Genomic DNA, 15,108 nt, shown 5'->3' with positions numbered 1-15,108 from the left:
TCGACCATTCTTTCTGAAATGAAAGTGTTTTATCATTTTGCTAACATTTCCTTCTTAAAAGTAGCTTCTATTACAGCTGTACCACTATTTTCTATAAGGTGATTATATCCTGAAATTGGCAGAAAAGCAGAATAACGTCAACTCTTGCCGAAAAAAGATTAAAAATGCGATATTAACTGACTAAATTACTAGCATATCAAGCAAGAGACAGTACTTTCGTCCCTTAAAAAATATAAGAATATTATGATATTTTTATATAGTTCGATATATTCCGAAAATAAAGAAGGATTAGAGGGGAGTTTTAACGTGAAACTTAGAAAAGTATTTTTTCTAGTTATTATGCTCTTTATGCTATTTTCCAATAGTGTATTGGCAGCAACTGTACCTGATAAGGAAATAAGTAAAAAAGGAGAAGAAAACAAGCAAAATATCCAAACCATAAAGGCGGATGAGCTAGAGACTGCTTATAAAAAAACCGATACGGTCCGGGTAGTGGTAGAGATGAACACGGAGCCGACGGTGCAATATGCTCAAGCACAGGCAAAGCAAGTAAAAGAATTGCCTAAATCAACAAAAGAAAAATTAAAGAGTGAGAAGTTAGCAGAGCAGAAAACAGTAAAAGAAAAAGTAAAAGCAAAAAAAGTAAAATTTAAGGAATTAGAGAATTTCACCACTATTTTTAATGGTTTTAGTGGAGAAATGAAGTACGGGGATATTGAAAAAATCGAAGAACTTCCAGAGGTAGCAAAAGTACATATTGCCACAGCTTATGAAAGACCAGAAGAAGAAGCAGACATGATATATAGTAAAGAACTTGTACAAGCTCAAGATGCTTGGCGAGATTATGGTTTTAAAGGGGAAGGAATGATTGTTGGTGTAATTGATACCGGCATTGACCCGAATCATAAGGACATGGTGCTTTCTGATGAAACAGAAGAGGAATTAAGCAAAGCAGAAATTGCCCAATTTAAAAAGGAAAATGGGCTGCAAGGCAAATTTTATAGCGAAAAGGTTCCATACGGATATAACTATATGGATGAAAATGATATTATCCAAGATATCGCTGAAGGGGCAAGCATGCATGGGATGCACGTCGCAGGTACTGTTGGCGCAAATGGCGATGAAGACAATAATGGGATTAAAGGAGTTGCGCCAGAGGCACAGCTTTTAGCCTTAAAGGTTTTCGGAAATGATCCAACTGTTTCTACTACTTGGGGAGATATTTATATTAAAGCTATTGATGATGCGATCGTATTAGGTGCAGATGTCCTTAACATGAGTTTAGGATCTCCAGCAGGCTTTGTTGCGGCTGATGCACCAGAGCAGCAAGCTGTAGAGCGTGCTGTGGAAAATGGAATAATGATGTCTATTTCGGCTGGAAACTCCGCCCACTTTGGAAATGGCTTTGCCAATCCATCTAGCTCTAATCCTGATATTGGCGTATCTGGTTCACCAGGTGTCGCCTATGATAGTTTACAAGTTGCATCTATTGAAAATAGTTTTATAGATATTGATGCACTTTCCTATCAATATGATGGTCAAACGGAACAAGCTGGATTCCTGTCAGCAAGCAGTGTTCATCCGAATTCAGTTGCGGAAAAAACATTTAAAATTGTTTATGCTGGATTAGGAACACCAGAGGAATTAGCCGCAGTTGATGTGAAGGATAACTATGCGCTCATCCAAAGAGGCGAAATCGGCTTCGTGGATAAAGCAATCAATGCACAGAAGGCAGGGGCAGCTGGTGTAATTATTTATAATAATACAGATGGCTTTGTTAGCATGGCAACAGATGCAAGCATTAAGATTCCTCAACTATTCTTATTAAAAACAGATGGGGATAAATTAGCAGCAGCTCTTCAAAGTGGTGAAAATATCTCGATTACATTTGATGGCAAAAAAATAACTTCCGCTAATCCAGAAGCAGGAAAAATGAGTAGCTTTTCCTCATGGGGCCTAACGAATAACTTAGATTTTAAACCAGAAATCACAGCGCCAGGCGGCCAAATCTATTCTACTTTAGAAAATAATCAATATGGGATGAAGAGTGGAACGTCGATGGCAGCCCCACATGTTTCAGGAGGTTCTGCCCTCGTATTAGAACGTGTAGATAATGAATTCGATGTATCAGGCTTTGATCGAGTAAACATTGCCAAAAATCTTTTAATGAACACTGCTAAACCGGTGACAGATATTGGAACAGTAAACAGTGCATTTGACTGGGAAGTACCATATTCTCCACGCCGTCAAGGAGCTGGATTAATGCAGCTGCATGCAGCGTTACAATCACCTGTAATTGTAACGGAGAAGAAGACGAAAGAAGGGAAAGTAGCCTTAAAAGAAGTAGGAAACACCTTTACTTTTACTCTAGAAGCGAAAAATTATAGTGATAAGAAGGTTAAGTATGATGTGGCTGCAAATATTCAAACAGACTTTGCGGCTTACGGAGAGCTAGGCTATACTGCTGACCTATTAGAAGCACAGAAGATTTTGGATGCAAAGATAAAAGTAAATGATAAGGATGAAACAACGATCAGCATTCCTGCCAATAAAAGCAAAAAAATTAAAGTATCTGTTGATTTAACAAATGCAAAAGTAATTGATCCTTCTCAAACAGGCAGTTGGGAAACGCCTGTAGCGATTGATCGCGTATTTGAAAACGGCTATTTTGTGGAAGGGTATGTAACATTAACAGATCCACAGGAAAAAAATGCAACATTAACCGTGCCATATGTTGGCTTTAAAGGTGACTGGAACAAAGCCCCAATTTTAGATGGGATGAAATATGATGAAACGTCTTTCTATGGTATGGCTGGAGCGGTGACAAAAGAAGGAGAAGACTTCCTATACCTTGGATATGATCCGATTACAAGTAAGTTTACAAAAGAAGGAATTGCTATTTCTCCAAATAATGATGGAGTCCAAGAAGAAATTATTCCGATTCTATCATTTTTAAGAAATGCAAAGAAAGTTCAATTCTCCATTGTTGATAGTAAGGGAAAAACCGTAAGAACATTACGTACACAAGAGGAAATTAGAAAGAATTTCTATGATGGCGGCAAAGGAACAAAATATGTTCTTGATTCCAATTGGGCTTGGGATGGAAAAGTGAATGGAAAGCTAGTGGAAGGGCAATATTTCTACCGCGTTAGTGCAACTCTTGACTATAAAGGTGCAAAGCCACAGATAGTAGATATTCCAGTTATTGTTGATACAGTAAGTCCAACAGTTGAAGTGGATTTAGCAGAAGGTAATAAAGTATTGGAAATTGCTGCATCTGATGATGAAAATGGCTCTGGCATCTCTTATTTAGATATTTTAGTAGATGGAAAATCGGTTGTAACTACTCCAGTCAGCGGTGAAACAACTGAATTTACTTTGCCGAATGAAGTAAAAACAGGTACATCTGTAACAGTTGTTGCATATGATTATGCTGGCAATAAACAGGAAGCAAATGTGGTTGCAGAAGAAGAGAAGAAGGATACAACAATTCCTGTAATCTCTTTAACGACTCCAGAAGCTTTAGAGGTGTATGGAGAAAAGGAAGTAGCGTTTAGTGGAACAATCAAGGATGATTCGGACCTTAAAGAATTTACGATTGGCGGACAAAAAGTAGATGCTGATTATAATGAGGAGAAAGAGGAATATACCTTTAATACAGTTATTCCTTATGAAAATGGCGTGCATTCTGTTGAAATCAAAGCAACAGACAGTGCTGATAATACAGCAGTCTTTAAACGAAGCTTTATCGTTGATGCAGAGGCGCCCGTCATCTCTTTCAAAGGGCTTTCTGGCAATCGAATTGTAAATAGCAATGGCAAAAATCCAACTGTGCATGTAACAGTAAAGGATAATTTTGATGATATTCAATTAGCTCTAAATGGGAGTGAGCTTTATTATCAGACATTTAAAGAGCCGTATGCTATGAGAAGTCTAGAAAAAACAGTCAAGAAAGTGGAATTAGACTTAGAAAATGGCTTAAATGAATTTGAATTCACAGCAACCGATTTAGCTGGCCATAAAACAACGAAAACTGTTTATTTCTATAAGATGACTAAACAAGAAAAACGAAAAGATATTAAAGTTCCAGAGGATAAATAAACAAACAGATCTATAAAAGAAGACGAGTAACGGGTTGGGACATAAATAGTTCAATCAAAGATAAACCCCACCAAGGATACCGAGTAAATTGTATCCTTGGTGGGGTTTTTATTCATGTCTTCTGTCATTATCCATTTGGTTGTGCTCTGCTTGCACCCTATAAGTCTGCTGGGTTTTCATTCAATGACACCAAATCCTTTAATTCATCTGTTGTTAACTCTGTCATCCAATTTTCGTTTTGGATAATTTGGTCATTTAGTGATTGTTTCTTTTCCAGCATCGCATCAATTTTTTCCTCTAATGTTCCTGTACAAATAAGCTTATGAACATGAACAAAACGAGTCTGGCCAATGCGGTATGCGCGATCTGTCGCCTGATTTTCTACAGCAGGATTCCACCAGCGATCATAATGAATAACATGGTTGGCAGCTGTTAAATTTAATCCTGTTCCCCCAGCTTTTAAGGAAAGGAGGAAAATCGGAAATTCTCCAACTTGAAATTGCTCAATTAAGCGATCACGTTGTTGCTTGGACATACTACCATTTAAGAATGGAACATCGATGCTGAACTTTTTCTTCATCATTTCCTGAATCATATGTCCCATTTCAATATATTGTGTGAAAATAAGGCAGCTTTCACCTCTCTCTAAAATGGTATCGGTCAGTTCTGCCAATTTCTCCATTTTTACTGATCGATCAATTAGGCTAGTAGGTGCTTGCTCTTTTAAATAAAGGGCAGGATGATTGCAGAGCTGCTTCAATTTGCTTAACATCTGCAAGACAAGGCCTTTCCGCTCAAATCCAGAGAGCTGCTCAATTTGGACAAATGTATCGGTAACTAATTGTTCATATAAGGCAGCCTGCTCCGTTGTTAAAGGACAATATTCCTTTTGCTCCAGTTTATCAGGGAGATTTAAGGCAACCTCTTCATCCTTTTTCGTTCTTCTTAACAAGAATGGACGAATAAGTGTCTGCAATTGCTGGATTTGTTCGGTTTTATTTTCCTTTTCAATCGGAATGACAAAGCGCTTTTGAAATTGTCCGAGACTACCTAAATAACCGTGATTGGTAAAATCAAAAATAGACCAAAGCTCATTGAGACGATTTTCCATCGGTGTTCCAGAGAGTGCAATATAATGTGCTCCCTTTAATTTTCTCACAGCTCTTGATTGCTTTGTCTGCGCATTCTTGATATTTTGTGCTTCATCAATTGCAATGGTACTCCATGTGAGCTCTTCGAAGTTTTGCTTATCGATATGTGTTAATCCATAAGAGGTTAAGACTACATCTGATTCGTGTGCTCTTTTAGAAAAGGCCTCATCCTTTAAGCGATTAGCTCCATAATGGAGATATACATTTAAATCAGGTGCGAATCGCTCTAACTCTTTTTGCCAGTTGCCGAGGACAGAAGTAGGACAAATGATAAGAGCAGGAGTCGTTAGTTCCGCTTCTATTTCTTTCACTTTTAATAAATAAGAAATAAGCTGAACTGTTTTTCCTAGTCCCATATCGTCTGCTAAAATGGCGCCAAAACCATACTTTCTTAAGAAGAGAAGCCAGCTCATTCCAAGTACTTGATATGCACGTAAATCGCCTAAAAAGCTGTGCGGAACGTCTTCTAATGGTAGATTCTTTACTTCTTTTAATTGATGAATCATCGTTCGCCATTGTCTATTTAGTTCGATTTGGATTTTGGCAAATGTTTTCGGATTCTCTAGCTCATCATTCTGCTGTTCTTCTGCTTGCATTAACTCTTGTTCAATAATATCGCGGACATGTAAACCTTCTTTTTCAGCTTTTTTCATTAAATCTTGAATTTGGCGAATAAAAGCAGGATCTAATTTAATCCAACGGCCTTTAATAAAGACAAGGCGGCGTTTTTCCTCCACTAATTTATTGAATTCATCTTCAGAGAGGGTGACGCCATTCATAGAAAAGCGCCAATTATAGTCCAGCATTGCCTGCAGGCCGACAAAGGATGGACGATGACTTGCACTCGAAACCTTTGCTTTCACTTTCAAATTGGCTGACTTCATTGCTTGCCACCAAGAAGGAAGAAGAATATCCACTCCAAGGGCAAGGAATGTTTCACTAGCTTCTGATAAGAAAAGCCAAGCTTCTTCTTCTGTTAATTGATTGGTTATCCCGCTTTTTCCTTTTAACCATGGGAAAAGCAGGAGCCAGCGCTGTTGTTCCTCCTCTATATAGGAGGTATAGTTTAACCACTTCTTCGGCATATTACTTTCATCATGTATATCCACAACGAGATCAGGATTTTCCTTTGAACGTAAAAATAAGTCCAAATCCCAAGTTGTATCGATTTCAGTTGGTTCTTCCAGACGGATTCCTAATGTGAATGGATAGTCTGTTTCTTTTAACCCCATCCATTCCTGCCATTTATCTTCAGTGAAATAAGCAGCCAGCTGCTCGGATGGAATATTTGCATTCTTTAATGTTTGGATTTGTTCATGGAAATTTTGTTTTGTCTCTTGATGGTCTTCTAAATAATGATTGAGCGAATGCTGGAACCACTGCTGGATAAAATCTCTATTTGTTTGACCTGCCAACTCATCGTGAAGTTCCATTTCCCAAAAGCTCGGATCGAATTCGTCCATGACACGATTGGGAAGGGACCATTGGAAATTCCCAGCCTCCCATTGGCTGAAATCCGGTATCCATTCTTTATGTTTAATAGCTTCCAAAATACTTGGAGCAGCAGCCAGACAAACCTGTGCAGTATCATTCCAATCCCAATCTACATAACGATTGAACCCTTCAGTAGCAAGCAAAGTCACCAACTGCCAGCCACTTAATAATACGCCTTCTATTTCATCAATTGTTACAGTATCTAGGATAGTTCCATAATAGCTCTCTTGATGCTGCTGAAAAAGAAGTTTTTTCCAATAATTAGGATATAGATAACGATTCTCTATTTCTCCTGTTAAAAAAAATCCTCTATTGTCATAGTAATGAACATTTATTTTTAGATAGTTAGTTTTCAGCATGGATTAACTTTCCCTTTCTACATTCTTCATGAAAGGCTCTTAATCGTTTCGTACGTTCTAAGATAACCAATAAGAATTGCTCGAATTCGGTTTGTTTTTTCAGCTTTTTATAAAGGGTACGCAGTTTTTTTAATTGGCGGACAGCGATTCGATAATGCTCTCTATTTTTCCCTTCGATATGTTCTTGAATCGAACGATGATATAAGGAAAGCAATAATGATTGATCATATTCCTGCAGCGTTTTTATTTGTTCTTTGTGAAGATGATCTAGTCCATATCCCATCATGGTAAACAGATCCATCCATTTATCAAATTGTTTCTTCTCATACAGAAAATCCTCGTATTTGCGGTAGCTATATGGAAGTGTATGAATATAGGCTTTTTCAAGCAAGTCTTCTTTATTCATAGCTAGGCAGTAAGGAAGAATTGCTCGGATTGCCATCTGTGTAAATTCGTAACAATAATCGTCATCATCATCTGTACATATATAATTTTTCAGCTCTTGAATAAATGCTGGTATATATAAATCCATTCTTTTCCAAGATTTGCGACTCGATAAATAATCAATCCAATAAAGCATGTACGAGGTCACTTGTGTATCGAGTGATTGAATGATTTTAAGGGCATTCTCATCCTTTTGAAGTAGGATTTCAAGATGAATGATGGCAATTTTTTCGGAAAAGCTTGGCTTGGTGCTCGCTGATAATTGTGCCAATTCATCCTGTCTCCATCTTTTCGTGGCAAAAAGATCTGTCCACATTAAGCGATAAAGCTGAATACATTCAAATGCTAATATTGGCTGGATGGTAAGAATGGTTCTAATATCACCCTTTAGACTAATTAAAAAATTATCAAACGCAAATGGAAAGGTAAAGTTCGATAATTTATAGAGGTTATCCTCGATGCTATTCATTAAATCATGAAAAAGATGTCGATAATAGCGATTGATTGTTTGTGTATTATGATCTAATTTTTTACTAAGTATTAATAATTGCTTGAAAGTAAATACATGGGCGATGACTAAATACAGGAGCTTCCACTCTGTTTGGAGAGGAGTAGCTGCTTTTATTTTTCGTATATAAATATAATACGTTTCTGCAATCATATATGGTTTAGTATGATTCGTCTCTATAAGGGATTGAAAGCTCTTTTCAAATGTTTCAATCCAATCTGTATAATTTGGCTCTTTGTCTTCTTTTTCCTTCAGTAAATCACTTGCTCGCATAATACCGAGATTTTTCAACATTTCTGCATTCTCAATGGGTTTACGCCAATTTTCCAACCAAGTGGACACTTTCCCAACTTGTGCGAGTAAATAGAAAAATAGAGCGAGCTGATGGCGACAAAATCCTTCAGCGTGACAAGTACAAGAGCTCTGTTGAACATAATCCAAATCTAAAGTGGCCCTTACAGGCGTCACATCTTGGATCATTCCCGTCACCAATTCATTGGAGAACTTGACCTGATAGACAAAGCTTTGTCTGTACAGAAGAAGTCCCTTTTCCACAATTTTTTTCATTTGGGGATCATTTGCATCCAATAAATCCATTAAGTTTTCTGCACAAAAATTCACTGGCTCCAAATACTTTTCTAGAAGCATAATGTATCCCTCCCATATTGGTAAATCGATTAATTTTGCTTAAAGATGTGCTCTAAAATGTAGAGGCACCAAAAAAGTCCATTCTTTAATTATAACGCTTTTTGAATGGAGATGGTAGGGGACAGAAGAAGAGAAGTAAGAGAGCGCAATTGGATTACTTGTTTTGAAGTAATGAATATAGGGAATGAAGAGAAAATATAGGCAATTTGGTAAAAGTTTGGCGCAGAATGGTGTGAAATTGCAAGTGTATTAGCAAAATGGAGGAATAATTGTGCCAAGGTAAGGGGGTATCAGCCAAACTAGAGAGGAAATCAGCCAAAGAAAGGGATATATCAGCCAAACTGGGAAGGAAATCAGCCAAAGAAAGGGATATATCAGCCAAACTGGGGAGGAAATCAGCCAAAGTAGAGATATATCAGCCAAACCGGGGAGGGAATCAGCCAAAGTAGAGGATATATCAGCCAAACCGGGGAGGAAATCAGCCAAAGAAAGGGATATATCAGCCAAACTGGGGAGGAAATGAACTAACCCGAAAGCAAACAAAAAGACTGCCTGCTAAATAGACAGTCCTTTCTACTATTATCTTTTAATATAAACGTTTGAAACTATCAAAATGCTCTTTATAGTATGAGTTATCTAAACTTGTAACACGAACGCCGCTTGAGTCCGCGTGAATAAATTCATTGTTGCCAATATAAATACCCAAGTGAGAGATACCTTGTTTGTAGGTATTTTTAAAATAGACAATATCTCCAACAGCTGGCACATCTACATAATAGCTGCGGTCATAGTAGCCTTCAGCAGAATAACGTCCAATAGATTTACCGCTTTGATTTAACACATAGTAAACAAATCCGCTGCAATCAAACCCTGCAGTAGTTGAGCCTGCCCAAACATATGGAATGCCAACTAAACTTTTAGAGACAGAAACGACTTTGGAAGCATAGGATTGTCCATTGTTTCCGTTAGAAATAAGGGTCGGTTTATTGGAAGAAGAATTAGAATTTCCAGTGTTAGTTACTTTTTCAGAGGCAGTAACCTTCAATTTTTGTCCTGGGAAAATCAAATCAGATTTTAGGCTATTTAATTGCTTTAGTTGGCTTACAGACATTTTATACGAAGAGGCAATTTTACTTAAACTATCTCCGCTTACAACCGTATAAGTTCCTGTAGAAGCTGCCGTATTTTCCTTTACAGCTGTATTGCTGTTATTTCCAGAATTACTAGATGGGTTGGAATTAGAATTTCCAGTGTCAGTTGCCTTTTCAGAGGCAGTAACCTTCAACTTTTGTCCTGGGAAAATCAAATCAGATTTTAGGTTATTTAATTGCTTTAGTTGGCTTACAGACATTTTATACGAAGAGGCAATTTTACTTAAAGTATCTCCGCTTTTAATCGTATAAGTTCCTGTAGAAGCAGTTGTAGTTTCCTTTACAGCTGTGTTGCTGTTACTGCTAGAATTTCCAGAATTACTAGATGGATTTGAATTAGAATTTCCAGGTTTGGAAACATATAAAATATCACCAGGATAAATAAGCGAAGAGGATAGATTGTTCCATTGCTGTAACTCTCCTAAAGATATAGAATGCTTATTTGCTATTTTAATAAGAGAATCACCTGAAACGACTTTATATGTTTTGACACTCGAGCTTGTCTTTGTAGAAGATTTACTAGCTTTAGTTGTATCGCTGCTAGATTTTGAATCATCGCCAATAGATAATTTTTGATTGATTAAAATAAGGTCTGATGAAAGATTATTTTGCGACTTTATGTCATTAACAGTCGTATTGAATTTCTTCGCAATCTGTCCTAAAGTATCCCCCTTTTTTACTACATAAGTACTAGCTGAGGCGTTCGCTGCGAAAGTGGTTGACAGAATAGCGGTAGTTGCCAATACTGTGACTTTCTTCTTCATTTTTTATCACTCACTCCTAATGATTAAACTATGGTATATCTATCTTACCATAACCTATCAGACTATTGACCTTTTATTTTAATTAAATAGATAGAGTTTTACGAAAATAGGTAATTATTCATAGAATCTTATCGTTAGGACATTAGTTATTGGGAGTGAAAACTAATTTTATAAACAGGTGCAAACTAACTAGGTATATATGCGGGCAGCAGATGGAAAATGATCATATCCCGCTTAAGAAAATAATAGAAAAAAGATGCCCGCAACTATTTCTCGATTCGTAAGAGAGAATAGTTGGAAGACATCTTTATAATACATATATTATGTTTGCCAGCTGCGGATTTTTCCTTCGATATAATCAGTATAACGATGATCTTTTACTAATTGGAAAATCATGAGTGCATCTTGCATATAGGGAATAGCTAGGTCAAAATTCTTTTGTAATTCATAGTTATATCCGATATGATAGTGAAAGTGAGCCAGCAAATAAAGGTTATCCTGTTGGATCGCCCAATCGATACCTTCCTTACAATAGGTAATGGATGCATCGTACCTTGATTGATCTGTTAAGGATTTTGCGATATTAAAATATAATCTGCTTTTAATCGTATCATCCTGTAAATAGGGTAGTTGGTTGATCGCTTTAAAGGCTTGTTCATAAATGGTCAAGGAATCATCAATAAATCCTTCCTCATAGTGGAAGATTCCTTTGCTAATAAAGATTTCTATTTCTCTTTCCGTGAAAACAGTGTCAAAGGTAAGTTTAATTGCTTCATTAATAATCTTTACTGCTCGATTAAAATCACGGTCGATTTCAAATACATAAATCGCCTTATGCCAAAGCAACAATTGATAGTTTTTTTTATGGTGCGTAAATAAAGGATTTTTTTCTTCTGCTTTTACAATCTGTTTTATTGTGTGATAATCAGTATTTCTTCTAGCTGCTTTTAGTTGCCGAAAAGTTTCTTCCACATAATCTAGTCTAGGGGTCGTACCAATATCGAAGAAGTAATTTACGTCTACTCCCAATCGTTTCGATATAAGATAAAGAGTAGAGGACAATGGAAGTACTTCTCCTTTTTCAATCTTGCTTATTTGCGCTTGTGTACAAATATTGTGAGAAAGTTCCTTTTGTGATAGTCCCATTTGCTTTCGTAATTCCTTGATTTTTTCCCCAACCGCTGAAAAATCCAATCGCTTCACTCCTACATAGAAAAGCTCACCTTTTTAAATGATATTCCTAAAGTTATATTTTCGAAGGTTTTTTGTGAAAAAACAGTACTAAATGCCTTAAAATGACGAAATACACTTAAAAATCAAGAATTCATCTATCTTTATAATATGATTTAATTGTTTTTACCGCAATATATTAAGAATATTTTTGCTATTTTTAGAAGTGCCCACCTACGCCTTCTGATTATTCGCATAATAAAACTTAATTGAGCATTTTTAATAGAAATTTTAAGATTTCTATTAAACCCCAATATCTGTTTTACGAGTAGTCCTTTTATCTCCAATTTTCTGCCGTTTTCTGATGAGAAAGCGGTCTTTTTTTATTCGAAAAAACGCTTTTTCATTTCTTCTGTTGGGAGCATACAGGAATCTTGTTTGCCAAACCATTTATAACGATTTCTAGCAATAATTCGATAAAGAGGGTCTCTGATGAAAGGCGGGATTACTTTAAAAATAGCTAGAAGCTTCCATCCACCTGTAAGATGGCTGCAAATTTCTAAAGCAGCATTCGATTCTAAATAGTATTTATCATCTTTCAATAGGATGACACTATCAACCTCAGATAAATGATATTTCTTCAATAGATCTTTGCCCGTTTCGCTCTGTAAGGAAGCAAAGGAAAATTGGTTAACTGGATCTCTTTTAATAATAAACTGCACACTTTTGTTGCATAAATTACAAACTCCATCAAATAACACAATCATCTATATCCCCCCTTAGCCTGTATTTTAGCAAATGATGAAACAAAAGTATGTTAAAAACGATTTGTAACTTTTTCAATTGGTTTTCGTAATAAAGTTATTATTTTGTCAGAAAGGTAATAATATACAGGATGCAGGAAAGAAGAAATAAAAAAAATGACCATTTTGTATGTAATTCTTTTTCCGTTTTTATAAAAAAATGGTACGCTAGTAATAGTAGATTAGAAGGGGAGATAGGAATGAAAAAGAGATGGATGCTTTTACTGATATTTGTATTGATAGCAGTGGTAACAGGATGCAATAAAAATGATCCTACCCCAGATGAACGGCTATCACAATATATAAAACTGTGGAATGATGAAAAATTCAAAGAAATGTATGCTTTCTTATCAACAGAAGCAAAGAAAAATGTTTCGGAAGAAGAATTTGTTTCTAGATACGAAAAAATCTATAAAGATTTAGGTATTAAAGATTTAGAGGTAACATATAAGAAGCCTTCAGAAGACGAAAAATTTGATAAAGTAGAGAAAGCAGAAATTCCATTTTCGGTTAAAATGAACAGCATGGCCGGAGAAATCAGCTTTGATAATAAGGCCAAGCTTGTAAAAGAAGAGCGAGACAAGGATGAGAATTGGTATATTAATTGGGATACTACTTATATTTTTTCTGAGTTAGGTCCTGATGATAAAATTTCAGTCAACACAATACCTGCAGAACGCGGCAGTATTGTTGATAAAAATGAAAATCCGATGGCAATGAATGGAGTTATTTATGAAATTGGACTGGTTCCAGAACAAATGGGAGATAATCCAGATGCAGTCGTAAGTAATCTAGCAAAGCTTTTGGATATTAAAAAAGAAACCATAGAGAAAGCGATCAAGGCTGATTGGGTACAACCGAGCTTTTTTGTACCAATTAAAAAAGTTGCCACAGGAGACCGTGCTTATTTAGATAAACTCTTTAAACTACCTGGTGTGCAGAAGCAGGATACTAAAGGAAGAATTTATCCATTTGGCGAAAGTGCTGCCCATTTAATTGGTTACATTGGCAGCATCACTGCAGAAGAGCTAGAGGAGAATAAAGGGAAGGGCTATTCAAGCAGTGATGTAATTGGAAAAAGAGGCTTAGAGCAAGTGCTGGAAGAACGATTGAAGGGCACGAATGGCGAAGAAATTTCTATTAAAAAAGCCGACGGTAGTACAGTTAGTTTAGCCAAAAAAGATGTAAAGAATGGCGAAAATATAAAGTTAACAATCGATGCAGACTTGCAAAAGAAAATATATGAAAAAATGGATGGCGAAGCAGGTGCAGCTACAGCTATTAATCCGCAAACAGGGGAAACACTAGCGCTAGTCAGCAGTCCCGCATTTGATCCAAACAAGATGATTGTTGGCCTGACAACATCTGACAAAGAAGCATATGAAAATAATAAGCTAGATCCTTTTACCAATCGCTTTAAAAACAAATATGCTCCTGGTTCTGTTATGAAGCCGCTTGTAGCAGCTGCTGCATTAACAGAGGGCGTTATCACTCCTGAACAGGAAAGAAAGATTACCACTAAGAAGTGGCAGAAGGATAAATCTTGGGGCGGTTATTATGTCACAAGAGTGCATACAAGCTCAGAGCCTGTAAATCTCGCAGATGCTTTGATATATAGTGATAACATTTACTTTGCGCAAACAGCACTTGACTTAGGCAAAGATAAATTTGCAGCAGAACTAAAAAAATTCGGGTTTGAAGAACCGTTTAATTATGCTTACCCAATTGAAACATCTACCTATGGTAAATTAGATACGGAGCCGCTTTTAGCAGACTCAGGATATGGCCAAGGGCATGTGGAAATGAGCGTGATTCATCTTGCGACAGCATACACACCATTTGTGAACGGTGGAAATTTAATAACACCTGTATTATTAGATAGTGAAGAGAAGAGTAAGGTTTGGAAAGAAAAAATCATGGATGAATCAGTAGCCACTACCATTTCTGCCGACTTACAACAGGTTATTGAAAGTCCTCACGGTACAGCACGTGCCGGAAAAATAAGCGGCAAGACATTCGCAGGAAAAACAGGTACAGCTGAATTAAAAGAAAAGCAAGGCGAAAAAGGAACAGAAAACGGCTGGTATGTTACCTATGATAAAGGCAATAAGAATCTCTTGATTGCAATGATGATGGAAAGCGTACAAGATAAAGGCAGCTCCGGATACGTTGTGAAAAAGGTGAAAGAGATAATAGAATAAGGAGAAAAGGAGTGTTCCGTGGGAATGCTCCTTTTTTTGGAATAAAAGTAGAAAGAGGGACGGTCAAGGGCAAAAGGCGGGATGAAAGCGGGAAAGTAAGAGGAACGACAGCATATAAGCGTACGTAGGCAGAAGGAAAACTAAAAAACAGTCAGGATAACTGAAAAAGGTGTTCATACCCGTGATGAAAGCCAAAACCAAATTAGTCCAACAAAAACTAGCTTTTATCACCAAGATAAACCACAAAAAACCAGCACTATACTTACTCTAAAACCAATTCCCCAACACCCACACAAGCATTAAATAAGAAGATC

8 protein-coding genes are annotated in these 15,108 nt (G+C 36.6%); 3 read left to right on the top strand and 5 right to left on the bottom strand.

Going from position 1 to position 15,108, the window contains the following annotated elements:
- Positions 1–306: 306 nt before the first annotated feature.
- A complete protein-coding gene (locus tag NX902_RS22685) occupies positions 307–4,101 on the top strand; it encodes a S8 family serine peptidase (protein ID WP_172859369.1) in 3,795 nt (1,264 codons plus the stop codon).
- Between the two features lie 157 nt (positions 4,102–4,258).
- Here NX902_RS22685 and NX902_RS22680 read toward each other — a convergent pair whose 3' ends face one another.
- Both NX902_RS22680 and NX902_RS22675 read right to left on the bottom strand, forming a co-directional pair.
- A complete protein-coding gene (locus tag NX902_RS22680; protein WP_172859370.1) occupies positions 4,259–7,105 on the bottom strand; it encodes a DEAD/DEAH box helicase in 2,847 nt (948 codons plus the stop codon).
- Entirely contained in the window at positions 7,092–8,705 is a 1,614-nt protein-coding gene (locus tag NX902_RS22675; RefSeq protein WP_095329603.1) for an SWIM zinc finger family protein, read from the bottom strand. The genes NX902_RS22680 and NX902_RS22675 overlap by 14 nt, the downstream gene beginning before the upstream one ends.
- A 269-nt stretch (positions 8,706–8,974) precedes the next feature.
- On the opposite strand from NX902_RS22675, the gene NX902_RS22670 reads away from it, so the two are divergent.
- Positions 8,975–9,154, top strand: coding sequence for a hypothetical protein (locus NX902_RS22670; protein WP_341161028.1), 180 nt, complete (start codon positions 8,975–8,977; stop codon positions 9,152–9,154).
- 137 nt (positions 9,155–9,291) lie between these two features.
- On the opposite strand, the gene NX902_RS22665 is transcribed toward NX902_RS22670, so the two are convergent.
- The 3 genes from NX902_RS22665 to NX902_RS22655 all read right to left on the bottom strand — a co-directional run bounded on the left by NX902_RS22665 (position 9,292) and on the right by NX902_RS22655 (position 12,557).
- On the bottom strand, positions 9,292–10,620 hold the full coding sequence (locus tag NX902_RS22665; protein WP_172859372.1) for a C40 family peptidase: 1,329 nt from the start codon (positions 10,618–10,620) through the stop codon (positions 9,292–9,294).
- Positions 10,621–10,941: 321 nt separating this feature from the next.
- Complete coding sequence (locus NX902_RS22660; RefSeq protein WP_095329607.1) at positions 10,942–11,814, bottom strand: helix-turn-helix domain-containing protein; 873 nt, start codon at positions 11,812–11,814, stop codon at positions 10,942–10,944.
- 359 nt (positions 11,815–12,173) lie between these two features.
- Complete coding sequence (locus NX902_RS22655) at positions 12,174–12,557, bottom strand: thiol-disulfide oxidoreductase DCC family protein (protein ID WP_171510159.1); 384 nt, start codon at positions 12,555–12,557, stop codon at positions 12,174–12,176.
- 236 nt (positions 12,558–12,793) lie between these two features.
- On the opposite strand from NX902_RS22655, the gene NX902_RS22650 reads away from it, so the two are divergent.
- Positions 12,794–14,794, top strand: a complete 2,001-nt coding sequence (locus NX902_RS22650) for a penicillin-binding transpeptidase domain-containing protein (protein ID WP_171510158.1) — start codon at positions 12,794–12,796, stop codon at positions 14,792–14,794.
- Positions 14,795–15,108: the final 314 nt, after the last annotated feature.

The organism is Niallia sp. FSL W8-0954 (assembly GCF_038005605.1).
GTDB classification, from domain to species: Bacteria; Bacillota; Bacilli; order Bacillales; family Cytobacillaceae; genus Niallia; species Niallia circulans_A.
The sequence above is the reverse complement of the archived record's forward strand: the minus strand, read 5'-3'. Positions and strand labels throughout refer to the sequence as shown.

Excerpts from the sequence above, each read along its gene's own strand:
- NX902_RS22665 (WP_172859372.1), bottom strand. The coding sequence starts at position 10,620 with ATGAAGAAGAAAGTCACAGTATTGGCAACTACCGCTATTCTGTCAACC.
- NX902_RS22680 (WP_172859370.1), bottom strand. The coding sequence starts at position 7,105 with ATGCTGAAAACTAACTATCTAAAAATAAATGTTCATTACTATGACAAT.
- NX902_RS22675 (WP_095329603.1), bottom strand. The coding sequence starts at position 8,705 with ATGCTTCTAGAAAAGTATTTGGAGCCAGTGAATTTTTGTGCAGAAAAC.
- NX902_RS22655 (WP_171510159.1), bottom strand. The coding sequence starts at position 12,557 with ATGATTGTGTTATTTGATGGAGTTTGTAATTTATGCAACAAAAGTGTG.
- NX902_RS22650 (WP_171510158.1), top strand. The coding sequence starts at position 12,794 with ATGAAAAAGAGATGGATGCTTTTACTGATATTTGTATTGATAGCAGTG.